The organism is Roseovarius sp. CH_XMU1461, assembly GCF_037027165.1.
GTDB lineage: Bacteria > Pseudomonadota > Alphaproteobacteria > Rhodobacterales > Rhodobacteraceae > Roseovarius > Roseovarius nubinhibens.
In genome coordinates this window covers 225,632-241,505 of the sequence record NZ_JAYMDV010000002.1, presented here as the reverse complement: position 1 = coordinate 241,505, position 15,874 = coordinate 225,632, and the positions used below count along the sequence as shown (strand labels likewise).

General features: G+C 66.0%; 13 protein-coding genes. 9 read left to right on the top strand and 4 right to left on the bottom strand.

Annotated elements, in window-relative coordinates; genetic code table 11:
* Positions 1–73 precede the first annotated feature (73 nt).
* Positions 74–655 carry a retropepsin-like aspartic protease family protein gene (locus WA237_RS06560; RefSeq protein WP_286907123.1) on the top strand — a complete coding sequence of 194 codons (582 nt, stop codon included), beginning with the start codon at positions 74–76 and terminating at the stop codon, positions 653–655.
* 7 nt (positions 656–662) lie between these two features.
* Here WA237_RS06560 and WA237_RS06555 read toward each other — a convergent pair whose 3' ends face one another.
* Both WA237_RS06555 and WA237_RS06550 read right to left on the bottom strand, forming a co-directional pair.
* A complete protein-coding gene (locus WA237_RS06555; RefSeq protein WP_336097094.1) occupies positions 663–1,118 on the bottom strand; it encodes a DNA polymerase III subunit chi in 456 nt (151 codons plus the stop codon).
* Between the two features lie 4 nt (positions 1,119–1,122).
* Positions 1,123–2,598, bottom strand: coding sequence for a leucyl aminopeptidase (locus WA237_RS06550; RefSeq protein WP_336097093.1), 1,476 nt, complete (start codon positions 2,596–2,598; stop codon positions 1,123–1,125).
* A 273-nt stretch (positions 2,599–2,871) separates the two neighbouring features.
* Between WA237_RS06550 and lptF the strand changes: the two genes are divergently transcribed.
* The 6 genes from lptF to rsmA are packed head-to-tail and all read left to right on the top strand — an operon-like array spanning position 2,872 to position 10,450.
* A complete protein-coding gene (gene lptF / locus WA237_RS06545; protein ID WP_336097460.1) occupies positions 2,872–3,990 on the top strand; it encodes an LPS export ABC transporter permease LptF in 1,119 nt (372 codons plus the stop codon).
* On the top strand, positions 3,987–5,078 hold the full coding sequence (gene lptG, locus WA237_RS06540; RefSeq protein WP_216016928.1) for an LPS export ABC transporter permease LptG: 1,092 nt from the start codon (positions 3,987–3,989) through the stop codon (positions 5,076–5,078). The genes lptF and lptG overlap by 4 nt, the downstream gene beginning before the upstream one ends.
* The gene (locus tag WA237_RS06535) at positions 5,075–7,333 is read left to right on the top strand and encodes an LPS-assembly protein LptD (protein ID WP_336097092.1); all 2,259 of its coding nucleotides are present in this window, start codon (positions 5,075–5,077) and stop codon (positions 7,331–7,333) included. The genes lptG and WA237_RS06535 overlap by 4 nt, the downstream gene beginning before the upstream one ends.
* Before the next feature lie 5 nt (positions 7,334–7,338).
* Entirely contained in the window at positions 7,339–8,646 is a 1,308-nt protein-coding gene (locus tag WA237_RS06530) for a peptidylprolyl isomerase (protein WP_336097091.1), read from the top strand.
* Entirely contained in the window at positions 8,643–9,611 is a 969-nt protein-coding gene (pdxA, locus tag WA237_RS06525; RefSeq protein WP_336097090.1) for a 4-hydroxythreonine-4-phosphate dehydrogenase PdxA, read from the top strand. The genes WA237_RS06530 and pdxA overlap by 4 nt, the downstream gene beginning before the upstream one ends.
* On the top strand, positions 9,608–10,450 hold the full coding sequence (rsmA, locus tag WA237_RS06520; protein WP_286907135.1) for a 16S rRNA (adenine(1518)-N(6)/adenine(1519)-N(6))-dimethyltransferase RsmA: 843 nt from the start codon (positions 9,608–9,610) through the stop codon (positions 10,448–10,450). The genes pdxA and rsmA overlap by 4 nt, the downstream gene beginning before the upstream one ends.
* An 18-nt stretch (positions 10,451–10,468) precedes the next feature.
* Here rsmA and WA237_RS06515 read toward each other — a convergent pair whose 3' ends face one another.
* Both WA237_RS06515 and WA237_RS06510 read right to left on the bottom strand, forming a co-directional pair.
* Positions 10,469–11,596: a M24 family metallopeptidase gene (locus tag WA237_RS06515; protein ID WP_336097089.1), complete on the bottom strand. Its 1,128-nt coding sequence runs from the start codon at positions 11,594–11,596 to the stop codon at positions 10,469–10,471.
* Positions 11,596–12,621 (bottom strand): pyridoxal-phosphate dependent enzyme, encoded by a 1,026-nt coding sequence (locus WA237_RS06510; protein ID WP_336097088.1) that lies wholly within the window; start codon positions 12,619–12,621, stop codon positions 11,596–11,598. Before WA237_RS06510 ends, WA237_RS06515 begins: the two co-directional genes overlap by 1 nt.
* A 279-nt stretch (positions 12,622–12,900) precedes the next feature.
* Between WA237_RS06510 and WA237_RS06505 the strand changes: the two genes are divergently transcribed.
* Both WA237_RS06505 and purL read left to right on the top strand, forming a co-directional pair.
* Positions 12,901–13,440: a hypothetical protein gene (locus WA237_RS06505; protein ID WP_009815442.1), complete on the top strand. Its 540-nt coding sequence runs from the start codon at positions 12,901–12,903 to the stop codon at positions 13,438–13,440.
* A gap of 190 nt (positions 13,441–13,630) precedes the next feature.
* Positions 13,631–15,793: a phosphoribosylformylglycinamidine synthase subunit PurL gene (gene purL, locus WA237_RS06500; RefSeq protein ID WP_336097087.1), complete on the top strand. Its 2,163-nt coding sequence runs from the start codon at positions 13,631–13,633 to the stop codon at positions 15,791–15,793.
* Positions 15,794–15,874: the final 81 nt, after the last annotated feature.

Here is a 15,874-nt window from a genome sequence, read left to right as displayed (position 1 = left end):
GTTTTCGCGCCCCTTGCCACCCCCTATATCGACAGGACCGAGGCCCCGGCCTGCCCCGCACCATGAGGTTTTGATGCAGGAATTCGACACCGCCCATCTCATCTATCTCGTCATGCTGGGCACGGCGGTGGTCTTCTGGTTCCTCGTGCAAAACCGCAATTCGCTCGGCAAAGTGGCGCAACAGGCGCTGCTCTGGGGCCTTATTTTCATGGGCGTCATCGCCGGGATCGGCATGTGGGACCATATCAAGCAAACCGTCCTGCCCCGGCAATCGGTCGAGCTCGCCAATGGCCGCATCGTCGCGCCGCTCGCGGCGGATGGCCATTACTACCTGAGCGCCGAGGTCAATGGCGTGCCCATCCGCTTTGTCGTCGACACCGGCGCCACCGATCTCGTCCTGACCCAACGTGACGCCGAAAGAGCGGGCTATGACCTTGATAAGATTAGCTTTCACGGCTCCGCCCGCACCGCCAACGGGATCATCCGCACCGCGCCGATCCGCCTCGACAGCATCGACATCGGCGGCATCCGCGACGAAAATGTCCGCGCCGTGGTCAATGGCGGCGAGCTCGACAGCTCGCTTCTGGGCATGTCCTACCTGTCGCGGTTCGGCACCGTGACCTTCGCCGATGGCAAGTTGATCCTGACCCGCTAAGCGCCTCTCAACGCTCGGCTTTCTTCTCCCACGACCCGCTCTCTTCCGACCAGTATTGCGCCGAACAGCCCGCCTCGGTGAGCGCCTTCCACTGCCCCCGCGCCCGGTCCAGCGCCGCCATGTCATTGCCGTCAAAGAGCACGCACACCCGCTCGAGCCGTTGCACCTCCTCGGCGCTGACCTCGGCCCCATCCACCGCCATCAGGCATTGCGGATCATTCGCACCCTCCATCGCCGTGGTGAGCAACACCGGCTGCAACGCATCATGCGCCCCACCCGCCAGCCCATGCGGCAGAAAGCTCTCGCCGCCCTGCCACAGCTTTTGGTCGAGCCAGTCCATCCGCCCCGGCTCGACCCCGCGCACAACCACCCGCCAGCCCGCGCCCATCGCCTTGGTCAAAAGCATGGGCAGCGTCGCCTCGAGCGGCTGTCGCGTCAGGTGGTAAAAATAGGCCGCGCCCAAGGGTTTACGCGCCCTCGAACTGATCCGCCACCAGCCGGTTGAGCGCCATCACCCCCCAGCCCGACGCGCCCTTCGGCGCATGCGGCGTGTCGGTCTTGACCGAGGCCACCCCGGCGATATCGAGATGGATCCACGGCGTTCCGTCCTGCACGAAACGCTGCAGGAACTGCGCCGCGGTGATCGAGCCCGCAGCCCGCCCGCCGACGTTCTTCATATCGGCAATCTGGCTCTTGAGCATGTCGTCATAGGCCTTGCCCAGCGGCATCCGCCACGCGCCCTCGCCCTCGGCCTCGGCAGCCCGCAGGAACTGGTTGCAGATCTGGTCGTCATTGGCAAAGACCCCGGCCTTCTCATGGCCGAGCCCGATGATGATCGCCCCGGTCAGCGTCGCCAGATCGATCATGCCCGCAGGCTTGTAGGTCTCCTGCGCGTACCACATCACATCCGCCAGAACGAGCCGGCCTTCGGCATCGGTGTTGATCACCTCAACCGTGTCGCCCTTCATCGAGGTGACCACATCGCCGGGCCGCGTCGCATTGCCCGAGGGCATGTTTTCCACCAGCCCGACGAGCCCCACGACATTGGCCTTCGCCTTGCGCAGCGCCAGCGCCCGCATGGTGCCCGCCACGACGCCCGCGCCGCCCATATCCATGGTCATGTCTTCCATGCCCGCCGCCGGTTTGAGGCTGATCCCGCCGGTGTCGAACACCACGCCCTTGCCGATCAGGGCCAGCGGCGCCGCGTCCTTGTCGCCACCCATCCACTCCATCACCGCCACTTTCGACGGGCTGTCAGAGCCTTGCCCCACCGACAGAAGACAGCCCATGCCCAGCGTGGCAAGCTCGTCTTCCTCGAGGATTTTCACCGTCAGACCGAGACCTTCCATCTCCTTGATCCGCTTGGCGAATTCCGTGGTGGTCAGATGGTTGGCAGGCTCGCTCACCAGGTCACGGGTAAAGAACACGCCCTCGGTCACCGCCAAGAGCGGCGCCGCCGCCTCGCGCGCGGCCTCGGGGTCGGTCACCATCACCGCTAGCGCGCCGGGGGCGTCCTTCTTGGCGTCGCTTTTGTGGGCGTCAAACGCATAGGCCCGCAGCGCGATCCCCTGCGCCAGCTCCGCCGGACGTTTGAGCTGCGGCGCCAGCGCCAGCATCGCGTCGCGCCCCTTGAGCTTGCCGAGCGCCACCCCGGCCTTGCGCGTCGCCAGCGCATCGGCATTGCGCTCGATACACACCACGTCGAGCGCCTTGGCCGCCATCCCCGCCGGATAGGCCAGCGTCTTGACCTCGGCCTCTTTCATCTCTTCGAGAGCGCCTTCGTCCACCAGCCGCATCAGCGCCCCTTTGGTGAGCCGGTTCACCCGCCGCGCCGTCTTGTCCATCTTGCCGTCACGGGTCAGGAACACGGCCACACGGCCCTCGGCCTCGGCGATCTCGTCGAGCGATACGGCGCTGAAAGTGACGTCAACAGGGGTGGTCATAACGCTTCTCCTTTGAAGATTTGCACAAGACCTAACGCGGCGGCGCGCCCTTGACCAGTGCCGACACCCGTGCCGGGTCCGGTGCCGCGTCCCGTGTCAGACCACACCCACAGGCCCAAGGCCGCGCCCCGCCCCGCGCCGTTCCCCCGCGCGACGGCGGGGCTTTGCCAGCCGCCCCGCTTTAACGGTTTTCCCCCGCGCGGAATTGGGCTAGTTTGCCCTGCAATAAATTCAGACTTTGGGGGAAGCCGCGTGACCAGATTCGACAGATACATGCTGTCGCAATTCATGGTGCTCTTTGGGTTCTTCGCCCTGGTCCTGGTGTCGATCTTCTGGATCAACAAGGCCGTGCGCATGTTCGACCGGCTGATCAGCGACGGACAATCCTCCTTTGTTTTCCTTGAATTGACGGCCCTGACCCTGCCCGGCGTGATCGCCGTGGTGCTGCCCATCGCGGGCTTTGCCGGCGCGGTCTATGTCACCAACCGGCTCAGCACCGAAAGCGAGCTGACCGTGATGCAGGCCACCGGCTATTCGCCCTGGCGGCTGGCGCGGCCGGTGCTGATCTACGGGGTGATCGTGGCCGCGATGATGTCGCTCCTGACCCATGTGCTCGTCCCGACCAGCCTGCACCGGCTCGAAACCCGCAAGGCCGAAGTGTCGCGCAATGTCACCGCCAAGCTCCTGACCGAGGGGGAGTTTCTGCACCCGGCGGGCGGCGTCACCTTCTACATCCGCGAGATCACCCCCGAGGGCGAGCTGCGCGATGTCTTCCTGTCGGACCGGCGCGACACACAGGCCCCGGTGATCTACACCTCCAAGATGGCCTATCTGGTGCAGGAAGGCGGCGGCACAAAACTGGTGATGGTGAACGGTCTGGCGCAGACCGCCCAGACCAAGGGCAACCGGCTCTTCACCACGTTTTTCACCGATTTCTCCTATGACATCAGCGGGTTGATCAGCGATGACGTGATCAACCTGACCCATGCCCGCTATGCCTCGACCCCGGCCCTGATGACCCGCGCCGCGGAAATCGCCCAGATTTCCGGCGTCTCCGAAGGGGTCGTCACGCTCGAATTGCACAACCGCTTTGCGCAGGCGCTCATGTGTATCGTCGCGGCGCTCATCGGTTTTGCGACGCTGCTTTTGGGCACCTATAGCCGCTTTGGCGTCTGGCGACAGATCCTCTTGGCCTTTTTGCTGCTCGTCGCCGTCAAGCTGGTCGAAGGCACGCTGACCTCGCCGATCCTCTCCGCGCCCGAGCTTTGGCCATTGGCCTATGCGCCGCCCGCGATGGGCTTTGTCCTTGTGGTGCTGCTGCTCTACATGGCCAGCAGGCCGCGCCTCTTCCGATGGCGCAGCCGCTCCCTTGCCGAGGCCAGCAGCGCATGATCCTGCATTTCTACTTCGCCCGGAAATTCCTATGGACCCTGATCGGCATCGCCACGGTGTTTTCCGTGCTGATGGGGCTTATCGACCTTGTCGACGAGCTGCAGGATTTCCCCGACCTGCCGTTTTTCGACGTGCTCGAAATCGTGCTTCTGAACCTGCCCCATGCCAATTACGAGATCCTGCCGCTGGTGATGATCCTCGCCACTGTGGCGCTCTTCGTGCGGCTGGCGCGCAGCTCGGAACTGGTGGTGCTGCGCGCCTCTGGCCGCTCGGCGCTGGCCGGGCTGGCGGGGCCGGTCGCGGTGGCGGCCCTCGTGGGGCTCGTCGGCGTCACCATGTTCAACCCGGTCGTCGCCGCCTCGGCGAAACGCTACAATGATCTGGTCAACGGCCATTCCGGGCTTGGCGACAACGTGCTGGCGATCTCTTCCGAAGGCCTCTGGCTGCGCCAGGGCACCGAAGAAGGCCAGACCGTCATTCACGCCAAAAGCGCCACCCCGGATCTGAGCACCCTCTTCGGCGCGACCTTTACCAGCTTTACCCCCGAGGGCGACCCGATGCGCCGGCTCACCGCCGAAAGCGCCGAGTTGGGCCAGGGCCAATGGCACCTCTCGGACGTCAAGATCTGGGATCTCGCCAACACCGACAACCCCGAGGCCAGCGCCCGCACCCAAGACCGGCTCACCATCCGCGCCGCGCTCACCCGGGACCGGATCATCGACAGTTTCGGCAAGCCGGAATATATCCCGATCTGGGATCTGCCCGCCTTTATCGATCAGCTCGAAACCGCGGGCTTTTCGGCCCGCCGCTATGCCGTCTGGTTCCAGATGGAGCTGGCCCAGCCGCTCTTTCTCATCGCGCTGGTTCTGGTCGGTGCGGCCTTTACCATGAAACACGCCCGGCTCGCCAACACCGGCACCTCGGTTCTGGCGGCGGTCATGCTCGGCTTTACGCTGCATTACATCCGCAATTTCGCGCAGGTGTTGGGCGAGAACGGTCAGATCCCGATCCTTCTCGCCGCCTGGGCCCCGCCGGTGGCCTCATTGCTGTTGGCACTCGGCATCTTGCTGCATATGGAGGACGGATGACGTCCCGTTCGACCCACTCCGCGCCCCTTATGCTCCCGGCCCTGCGACTGCTGCCCTCGCTGGCGCTGGCGCTCGGTCTTGGCACCGCCCTGTCGCTGCCGCCCGCCGCGCTGCGCGCCCAAGGCGTGACCACGACCGCCCGCGCGCCCCAAGACGATCCCGCCCTGCTCGTCGCCGACGATCTGCAGATCACCCCCGACCGGCGGCTCATCGCCAGCGGCAATGTCGAGGCGCTCTATGAGGGGCGGCGTCTGCGCGCCCGGCAGATCATCTATGATCACGAGACCGAGACCCTCACCATCGAGGGTCCGATCACGCTGCAGGACGGCGAATATACCACCGTGCTCGCCGATCAGGCGCGGCTCGACCGGGATTTGCAAAACGGCATCCTCACCGGCGCCCGCATCATCATGGATGATCAGCTACAGCTCGCCGCCGTGCAGGCCAATCAGGTCGAAGGCCGCTATACCCAGCTCTACAAGGCCGCCGTCACCTCCTGCCGCACCTGCAACACGGACGAGGCCCCGCTCTGGCAGTTTCGCGCCCGCCGGGTGATCCACGACAAGGAAGAACGCCAGATCTATCTCGATGGCGCGCAGTTCCGGGTCTTTGACGTGCCGGTCATGTACCTGCCGCGCCTGCGCCTGCCCGATCCGACGCTCGAACGGGCCACCGGCTTTCTCATCCCCTCGATCGAAAGCTCGACGCAACGCGGCACCGGCGTCAAAGTGCCCTATTTCTTCAAGCTTGGCGATCACCGCGACCTGACGCTGACCCCCTATATCGCCACCAAGACGACGACGCTCGAATGGCGCTACCGGCAGGCCTTCACCAAGGGCGAGATCGAATTCGAGGGCGCGTTTTCCAACGATGATTTCGGCACCGAGCGCAGCAACCGGCATTACCTCTTCGGCCAAGGCAAGTTTGAACTGCCGCGCGATTTCGAGCTGAATTTCGACATCGAGCTGGTGAATGACGAAAGCTACCTGGTGGATTATGGCTATTCCGACAAGGACCGGCTCGACAGCGAAATCTCGATCCACCGGGCACGCCGCGACGAATGGGTGAGCGCCGCGCTGACCCATTTCCGCTCGCTGCGCTCCGGGGAAGAAAACACCACCCTGCCGACCATCGCCGGCAATCTCGACTATGAACGCCGCATCTTCCCGACCCGGCTCGGCGGCGAGCTGCGGTTTTCCGGCGGGCTGCACAGCCATTACCGCAGCTCCGACAGCATTCTCGACGGCACGGACTACGACATCTGGGCCGATGGCCGCGATGTCACCCGCCTGACCGGCAGCGCCGATTGGCTGCGCACCTGGACGCTCTTTGGCGGCATCCGCTCGACGGTGCAGACCGGGCTCGCCCTCGACAGCACCTATGTCAATGACGCGGGCGCCACCAGCGCCTCGAGCGACACCCAGCTGACGCCCAGCGCCTCGGTCGCGCTGCGCTGGCCGCTAGCCAAGACCACGCGCGGCGGCGTCACCCATGTGATCGAACCGGTGGCGCAATTCGGCTGGGTCGGCGGCAGCAACTCCGACCTGCCCAATGACGAAAGCACCCGGGTCGAGTTCGACGAAGGCAATCTCCTGTCGATGTCGCGCTTTCCCGAAACCGACCGCCGCGAACGCGGCTTTATCGGCGCCTACGGGCTGAGCTGGTCGCGGCTCAACCCCAAGGGGCTGGAAACCCGGCTGAGCTTTGGCCAGGTCTGGCGCGAAAAGGACCTGGCCGAGAGCGACGGCAGCTCGACCTTCTCCGCCTCCTCCGGTCAGCGCGGTTCGACCTCCGACATGCTCGTCGCGGCCCATGTCGCCACCCAGAACGGGCTGAGCCTGACCGCCCGCGGCCTCTTTGACAGCGGTTTTGACACCACCAAGGCCGAGGTCCGCACCGCCTGGGACAACGCCAAGACCGGGCTGAGCGCCACCTATATCTGGCTCGGCAGCGATCTTGCCGAAGACCGGCCCAACACGATCTCCGAATGGGCCTTTGACGCGAGCTACCGGATGTCGCGGCATTGGACAGGCCATGCCGAATGGCGTTATGACGTGGCCAGTGACGAAAGCGTTGAAGGAGGGCTTGGCGTGACCTACACCAATGAATGTGTCGATATCACGCTTAAGGCCTCGCGCCGCTTTACCTCTTCCACTATCCTCACACCATCGACCGATTTCAGCCTGACGGTGGGGCTGCGCGGGTTTGCGACCCGGACCAGCGACGCCAACTACGCCCGGACATGCAGGAAATGACAGAAATGACCAAGAAGACGCGCATGATTGCCAAGTTTTTCCAGACAAGCGCCGTGGCGCTGGTGCTCGGGTTGACCCCGCTGACGGCCGCTCCGGTCATCGCCCAGTCCAAATTCGAGGCGGTCATCACCGTCAACAACGCCCCCATCACCCAGTTCGAGATCGAACAGCGCGCCCGCTTCCTGCGGCTCCTGCGCGCGCCGGGCGATCCCATCGCGCTGGCCCGCGAACAGCTCATCGAAGACCGGCTGAAACTGCAGGCCGCGCGTCAAAGCGGCATCGAGGTCAACGAGGAACAGATCGCCGCCGGGATGGACCGCTTTGCCTCGCAGGCCAATCTCAGCGGTGCCGAAATGATCAAGCTGCTCGAGAGCGAAGGCGTCTACGAGGAAACCTTCCGCGCCTTCATCATCGCCGGGGTGAGCTGGTCCGACCTGACCCGCGCCCGCTTTGCCCCCCGCGTCTCGATCAGCGAGGACGATCTCGAACGCGCCCGCGCCGCCGTCGGAAAGGGCGGCGGTGTCGAGGTGCTCATGTCCGAGCTCATCATCCCCTACACCCCGCAGACCCAGGAACAGGTCGAGGCCACCGCCCGCCGCATCTCGGAAGGCGCCAGCGAAAGCAGCTTTGCCGCCGAGGCCCGCCGCTATTCGGCGACCCGCACCGCGCCCAGCGGCGGCCGCCTGCCCTGGACCCCGCTCAACGAATTGCCCGGCGGGCTGCGCGGCATCATCCTCGGCCTCGCGCCGGGAGATGTGACCGACCCGCTGCCGCTGCAAGGCGCCGTCGCCCTGTTCCAGCTGCGCGATATCCGCGAAACCGACGTGGCCGAGCCGGAATATGCCGCCATCGAATATGCCGCCTATTACATCAATGGCGGTCGCAGCGAACAGGCGCTCGCCCGCGCCGCGCGGGTCGAGGCCGACACCGACACCTGCGACGATCTCTATGGCATCGCCCAGGGCGAAGACCCGCGCGTTCTCGAACGCGGCTCCAAGGCGCCCTCGGAGATCCCGCAAGACATCGCCTATGAGCTGTCCAAGCTCGACCCCGGCGAGGTCTCCTACACCCTGACCCGCTCCAACGGCGAAACGCTGGTGCTGCTGATGCTCTGCGGCCGCTCGCAAACCATCGCCGAAGAGGCCCCTGCCACCGGTGAAACCACCGCCGACAGCGCCGAAGGCGAAGCCACGGCCAATGCGCTCTCGGAGACGGAAATGCTGTCGCGCCAGATCGGCGATCAGCGTCTGGCCTCCTACGCGGACGGTTACATGGCCCAGCTCAAGGCCGAGGCCCGGATCGTCGAGAAATGAAGCCCGTCGCGCTCACCTGTGGTGAGCCTTCCGGCGTCGGGCCAGAGCTCGCGGCAAAGACCTGGGCCGCGCTGCGCGACCGGCTGCCCTTCTTCTGGATCGGGGATCCGTCGCATCTGCCGCCGGGCACCCGCCATGTGGAAATCGCCAGCCCCGCACAGGCGAGCGAGGTCATCGACCGTGGCCTGCCGGTGCTGGTGCATCCCTTTCCCGGCACGCTCAGCCCTGGCACGCCGAACCCGGACCATGCCGCCCATGTGATCGCCGCCATCGAAGAGGCGGTGACCCTCGTGTCGCAAGGCGCGGCCTCCGCCATCTGCACCGCGCCCATCCACAAACAGGCGCTGCAGGACGGCGCGGGCTTTGCCTTTCCCGGCCATACCGAATTTCTCGCCCGTCTCGGCGGCGTCGACCGCGCCGTGATGATGCTGGCCTCGGATCAGCTCCGCGTCGTGCCGACCACGATCCATATCGCGCTGTCCGAGGTGCCCGGCGCGCTCACCGCCGAACTCTTGCGCGACACGATCCGCATCACCCATGCCGCGCTGATCGCCGATTTCGGCATTCCCGCGCCGCGCCTCGCCGTCGCCGGGCTCAACCCGCATGCGGGCGAAAGCGGCAAGATGGGCCGCGACGAGATCGACCTCATCGCCCCGGTGCTGGCCGAGTTGCGCGCCGAGGGCCTGTCGCTCATCGGGCCGATGTCCGCCGACACGATGTTCCATGCCGCCGCCCGCACGGGCTATGACGCGGCGATCTGCATGTATCACGATCAGGCGCTGATCCCGATCAAGACGCTGGATTTCGACCGCGGCGTCAACGTCACCCTCGGCCTGCCCTTCATCCGCACCTCGCCCGATCACGGCACCGCGCTCGACATCGCAGGGCAAGGTATCGCCAACCCGACCTCGATCATCGAGGCGATGAAGCTCGCCGCCCAGACGGTCGCCGCCCGCAACAGATGAGCACGATCGACAATCTCCCGCCGCTCCGTCAGGTGATCAACGACCACGATCTCGTGGCGCGCAAATCGCTTGGCCAGAACTTCCTTCTCGATCTCAACCTGACCGCCAAGATCGCCCGGCAGGCCGGCGATCTGAGCACGGCGGATGTGCTCGAAATCGGCCCCGGCCCCGGCGGTCTCACCCGTGGGCTGTTGGCCGAAGGCGCGCGCCGCGTCCTCGCCATCGAAAAGGACAGCCGCTGCCTGCCCGCGCTGGCCGAGATCGCCGCCGCCTATCCCGGCCGGCTCGAGGTGATCAATGGCGACGCGCTCGAGGTCGATCCACTGGCGCATCTGACGCCGCCCATCCATATCGCGGCCAACCTGCCCTATAATGTCGGGACCGAACTGCTGGTGCGCTGGCTCACGCCACAGGACTGGCCGCCCTTCTGGCAGAGCCTCACCTTGATGTTTCAGCGGGAGGTGGCCGAGCGCATCACCGCCAAACCGGGGTCCAAGGCCTATGGCCGTCTCGCCCTTCTGGCGCAATGGCGTGCCGAGGCCCGCATCGTGATGTCATTGCCGCCCGAGGCCTTCACCCCGGCCCCCAAAGTGTCGAGCGCCGTGGTCCATCTGCGCGCCCTGCCCGAGCCCCGCTTTCCCGCCGATCCCAAGATGCTCGAACGGGTCGTGGCCCAGGCCTTCAACCAGCGCCGCAAGATGCTGCGCGCCGCGCTCAAATCCATGGCCCCCGACATCGAGGACCGGCTCAACGCCGCCGGCATCGAACCGACCCGCCGCGCCGAAACCCTGAGCCTCGAAGAATTCTGCGCCCTGGCCCGCGTCATGTCCGCCGCCTGAGCCATCTGACAGCAGCGCTCAGATCACCACCAGCTCCGGCCCCGCAAAGGGGCTGAGCCGCTCAGCCCCGCCCGCACGGATGACGATATTTTCCTCATGCACCATGAGCCGCCCGGGCCCGGTCTCGACCCCCGGCTCGAGCGTGATCACCATGCCTTCGGCGAGCACCGTCTCGTCGCGCGGCGAGAGCGACAGCCCCTCGGTCAGCTGCAGCCCCAGCCCATGGCCGAGCCGCCCGGCCTCTTCGCCGCCGCCGGTGATCGCCGCCATCGCCGCAAAGACATCGCAGGCCCGCGCGCCGGGACGCGCCGCCTCAAACCCCGCCGCGGTCGCCTCGATGAGCTGCGCATGCGCGCCCGCCGCCACGGCGCTCGGCGCGCCCACCGCGAAATTCCGGTCGAAATCGCAGAAATACCCGTCACGGACCGCCCCGGTGTCGAGCATGAGAACATCGCCCCACGCCAGCGGCACATCTGAAGCGGGCGAAATCACATCGCCATAGCCATCCGGCCCCGCGCCCCCCGCCAGATAAGAGACGAACTCGGCCCCCTCCTCGAGCAAGAGCCGCTGAAAATCGCGAAACACCTGCGCTAGGGCCACGCCCTCGCGGGCAATCTCCGGCACCCGGGCGAAACTGCGCCCCGCCACCGCACAGCTGGCGCGGATCTTGTCGATCTCGGCCTCCGATTTGATCGCCCGCAGCCGCGCCGTGATCCCCGCGTCATCGCGAAACATGAGCCCGCTGTCGCGCTGCACCCGCGCATAATCCGCAAGGCTCATGCGCAGGCTGCTCTCCGGCCCCGATGGCAGCGCCACCGGCCCGCCGGTTTCGCGCAACGCCTCGACCAGAAGGCTCACCCCCTCGTCGCGCGGATCGGGCGCGGGCCATGTGCGAATGTCCTGCACCCAAGTGCTCTGCATCAGCGCCGCGCCGATCGAGGGGATCACCGCCACCGGATCGCCCTGCGCCGGCAGGATGAGAAACCAAGGCCGGCTCGGGCTCTCCCAGAACCGCGTCAGAAAGCCGCTGAAATAGCGAAATTCCGGCTCGGTGGTGAGCAAGATCGCCCCGATCCCCGCCTCGGCCATGAGCGTCTGCGCCTTGTTCAACCGCCCGCGAAACTCGGCCTCGGCAAAGCCACGCATCACCCCGCGCCCTCGCTCAGGATGCACAGGGGCCGCGCGCCTTCGGGCAGGGTCATTTGTGCCAGCGCCGCCAGCCCCGCCGCCCCCGATGTGGTGGTGGCAAAGCCAAGCGCGCTCAGCTCATCGAGCACCGCGAACGCCTCTTCCTCGGAAATGAGCGCAAAGGCATCCGCATCCCGCGCCAGCCCCTTCAGCGCAATCAGCGACGCCTCCTTGCAATCGAGCCGCCCCATATCCGACGCAGGCCCTTCGGCGGTGACGAACCGCCCCGCCTCGATCGCCCCATAGAGCGCCGCCGCCCGGTTCGGCTCGACCACGATGATCTTGGGCGCGTCGCCCCAGACATGGCGCATATAGGCCGCCATCGCCCCGGCGAGCCCGCCGACACCGGCCTGCAAGAACACATGGGTCGGCACCTCTGTCAGCTGATCGACGATCTCCGCCCCCATGGCGAGATAGCCCTCCATCAACCGATGCGGGATCTCCGTATATCCTTCCCAGGACGTGTCGAGCAGCAGGGTCCAGCCATTCTCCTCCGCCGCCCGTTGCGCCGCGACCATGCTGGCCTCGTAATCCGCGCCCTCGATCACCACCTCTGCGCCCTGCGCCCGGAGCCGCGCGGCAAAGCCAGAGGGCACTTCTTGTGACAGGTAGATCACCGCCCGCGCCCCGAACCGCGCCGCGCCATAGGCAACCGACAGTCCGTGATTGCCCGCGCTCGAGGTCACAAAGGTCTCGCCAGCCAGGGCCGTCGCCCGATCACCGCCCCGCGCACGCGCCATATGCGCAATCACATAGGCCGCGCCCAGCGCCTTGAAGGACCCAAGCCCCATGCGCCCGCTCTCATCCTTGATCCAGACATCGACGCCAAAGGCCTCTACCCTTGTCAGCGGCGTGACCTCCGAGGGCAAATACTCCGCCATCACCGCCCGTGCCGCCGCCGCATCCACCGACGGTGCCGGCACCGCCTCGAGCTCGGCCAGATCGAGCCCCTGCCCCCGATAGGGATTCTTGAGAAACTTCATCGCCCTCTCCTCACCTTCTGCCACCACACCAAGGGGCGCAACCGCCCCCTTTTCTCGTCCCTCCTAGCCGTGACAGCCTTTCCCGCTTTGCGCAAGGGATTTGAAATCCGCATTAGTTTTCATGCAATCCCAAGGGCTTAGACAAAAATCACGCAATCTCTGTGGAACACTTGCCGGTCTCGCGGCTTGTCTCCCCGTAACAGCAAGGGGCACCGCCCCACAGATCGTGGCAAGGCCAAGGCCAACCCCACGGAACGTAATGAATTCAGGAGGATAGACATGTTTATCCGTGACATCGCACTCACCGCCGCCCTCGCAACCACCACCGCCATGGGCGCCTATGCCGCCTCGCTCGACAGCGGCATCAATGTCGAAGGCAAAGTGATGGAAGACGGCGCACAGGTTCAGACCGAAACCACGCTCGACACCGACATCCGCGAAGTCGAAGGCAAGACCCAGACCAACGTCGGCCTCGAGACCAACAAGCAGCTCGTGGCAGACGCCACGGTCAAGGATCTCGGCCCCGATGACGTCCGGGGTGACACCGCCGAAGACGAGTTCGACCGCATCTTCGTCGCCGCCAAAGCCGGCACCGAAGTCCGCACCTCGGACGGCGAGCTGATCGGTACCGTGATTGAGGCCCGTGAAACCGATGACGAGAATGGCGCCATCGTCTTTGTCGACGTCGCCGCCGATGCCGACATCCCGGCCAAGACCGTGGGCTTCACCCTCGACACGCTGAACGTGGCCACCGCCGGCACCATCGAATACGGCGCCGAGATGAGCCATCTGCGCGGCCACGTGCTCGCCAATATGTAAGCTCTAGGCCTTTATGGGCCACAGGCTTCGGGGGGCACCCTCCCGCCCCCCAATCTCCCCGAAACGGCCCGGACATCGCGTCCGGGTCGTTTTGCTGTGGGTTAAGCGGGAGGCCGCGCCCCCGCCCCCTTTCCCCCATCCCCGCAATCGCCTAAAGAAGGCCCATGCCGCAAAAGGGGAATCGGAGCAGATGCAAGAACCTGCCATCACGCCGGAACTGATCGACGCGCACGGGCTCAAGCCCGATGAATATGATCGCATCCTGGAGATCATCGGCCGCGAGCCGACGTTTACCGAGCTGGGCATTTTCTCGGCCATGTGGAACGAGCATTGCTCCTATAAATCCTCCAAGAAATGGTTGCGCACCCTGCCGACCACCGGCCCGCAGGTGATCTGCGGCCCCGGCGAAAACGCCGGCGTGGTCGATATCGGCGATGGTCAGGCCGTGGTCTTCAAGATGGAAAGCCACAACCACCCCTCCTATATCGAGCCCTACCAAGGCGCGGCCACAGGCGTCGGCGGCATCCTCCGCGATGTCTTCACCATGGGCGCACGTCCCGTGGCGGCAATGAACTCGCTGAGCTTTGGCGAGCTGTCGCACCCGAAAACCCGCCAGCTTGTGCATGGCGTGGTCGAAGGCGTCGGCGGCTATGGCAATTGCTTTGGCGTGCCCACGGTGGGCGGCGAGGTCCGCTTTGACCCGGCCTATAATGGCAACTGCCTGGTGAACGCCTTTGCCGCCGGTCTCGCCGATGCGGACAAGATCTTCTACTCCGCCGCCTCGGGCGTCGGCATGCCCGTCGTCTATCTCGGCGCCAAGACTGGCCGCGACGGCGTCGGCGGCGCCACCATGGCCTCGGCCGAATTCGACGACACGATCGAAGAGAAACGCCCCACCGTTCAGGTCGGCGATCCCTTCACCGAAAAACGCCTGATGGAGGCGACGCTCGAACTGATGGCCACCGGCGCGGTGATCTCCATTCAGGACATGGGCGCCGCAGGCCTCACCTGCTCGGCCGTGGAAATGGGCGACAAGGGCGGGCTCGGCGTGCGGCTCGATCTCGATTCCGTGCCGCAGCGCGAAGCCAACATGACCGCCTATGAGATGATGCTCTCCGAGAGCCAGGAGCGGATGCTCATGGTCCTCAAACCCGAGCTCGAGGCCGAGGCCCGCGCCGTCTTCGAGAAATGGGATCTCGATTTCGCCATCGTCGGCGAAACCATCGACGAAGACCGCTTCCTGATCCTGCATCAGGGCAATGTCATGGCCGATCTGCCGCTGTCGAAACTCTCCTCGACCGCGCCGGAATATGACCGCCCCTGGGAGGAAACCCCGGCCCCAGCCGCGCTCACCACCAACCTGCCCGACAGCGACCCTGTCGGGGCCCTGCGCAAATTGGTGAGCTCGCCCAACTACTGCTCGCGGCAATGGGTCTATGAACAATATGACACGATGGTCATGGCCGACACGGTGCGCGGCCCCGGTCTCGGCGGCGGTCTGATCCGCGTCCATGGCACGGAAAAACTGCTGGCCTTCACCTCCGACGTGACCCCGCGCTACGTCAAGGCGAACCCGGTCGAAGGCGGCAAACAGGCGGTGTCCGAGGCCTATCGCAACCTGACCGCCCTCGGCGCGACGCCGCTCGCCACCACCGACAACATGAATTTCGGCAACCCCGAGAAACCCGCCATCATGGGTCAGTTCGTCGGCGCCATCAAAGGCATCGGTGCCGCGGTCGAGGCGCTCGACATGCCGATCGTCTCGGGCAACGTGTCGCTCTATAATGAAACCGACGGCAAGGCGATCCTGCCTACTCCCACTATCGGTGCCGTGGGTCTCATCGCGAGCGAAGACAAGGCCATTCTCGGCGCGGCCCAGCCCGGCGACATCGCCCTGCTGGTGGGCGACACCCGCGGCCACCTGGGCCAGTCGGCCTGGCTCGCCGAGGTGCTTGAGCGCGCCGAAGGCGACGCGCCGCCGGTCGATCTCGCCGCCGAGAAACGCAATGGCGATTTCATCCGCGACAACCACGCGGCGATCCGCGCCTGCACCGATCTCTCCGACGGCGGGCTGGCCCTCGCGGGCTTCGAGATGGCCGAGGCGGCCGGCACCGGCCTCTCCCTCACCCCCGCCAGCACCGGCGATCTCTTTGGCGAAGACCAGGCCCGCTACCTGCTGGCCGTCTCCCCCGATCAACTCGCCACGCTGCAAGAGGCCGCCCAGGCCGCCGACGTGCCGCTCACCCAGGTGGGCAGCTTCGGCGGCGACCAGATCGCACTCGGCTCGGCCTCTGTGCCGCTGGCAGAGCTCGCCACGCTCTACCGCACGAGCTTCGGCCGCTATTTCGCCTGAGCCCCGCCGCTCTTTCTGGTTTCAAATACCCAAAAAACAACGCCCGCCGGTTCCCCCCGGCGGGCGTTTTGCATCTCAATC

Excerpts from the sequence above, each read along its gene's own strand:
- WA237_RS06535 (WP_336097092.1), top strand. The coding sequence starts at position 5,075 with ATGACGTCCCGTTCGACCCACTCCGCGCCCCTTATGCTCCCGGCCCTG.
- rsmA (WP_286907135.1), top strand. The coding sequence starts at position 9,608 with ATGAGCACGATCGACAATCTCCCGCCGCTCCGTCAGGTGATCAACGAC.
- purL (WP_336097087.1), top strand. The coding sequence starts at position 13,631 with ATGCAAGAACCTGCCATCACGCCGGAACTGATCGACGCGCACGGGCTC.
- lptF (WP_336097460.1), top strand. The coding sequence starts at position 2,872 with ATGCTGTCGCAATTCATGGTGCTCTTTGGGTTCTTCGCCCTGGTCCTG.
- WA237_RS06560 (WP_286907123.1), top strand. The coding sequence starts at position 74 with ATGCAGGAATTCGACACCGCCCATCTCATCTATCTCGTCATGCTGGGC.
- WA237_RS06505 (WP_009815442.1), top strand. The coding sequence starts at position 12,901 with ATGTTTATCCGTGACATCGCACTCACCGCCGCCCTCGCAACCACCACC.
- WA237_RS06510 (WP_336097088.1), bottom strand. The coding sequence starts at position 12,621 with ATGAAGTTTCTCAAGAATCCCTATCGGGGGCAGGGGCTCGATCTGGCC.
- WA237_RS06550 (WP_336097093.1), bottom strand. The coding sequence starts at position 2,598 with ATGACCACCCCTGTTGACGTCACTTTCAGCGCCGTATCGCTCGACGAG.
- pdxA (WP_336097090.1), top strand. The coding sequence starts at position 8,643 with ATGAAGCCCGTCGCGCTCACCTGTGGTGAGCCTTCCGGCGTCGGGCCA.
- lptG (WP_216016928.1), top strand. The coding sequence starts at position 3,987 with ATGATCCTGCATTTCTACTTCGCCCGGAAATTCCTATGGACCCTGATC.
- WA237_RS06515 (WP_336097089.1), bottom strand. The coding sequence starts at position 11,596 with ATGCGTGGCTTTGCCGAGGCCGAGTTTCGCGGGCGGTTGAACAAGGCG.
- WA237_RS06530 (WP_336097091.1), top strand. The coding sequence starts at position 7,339 with ATGACCAAGAAGACGCGCATGATTGCCAAGTTTTTCCAGACAAGCGCC.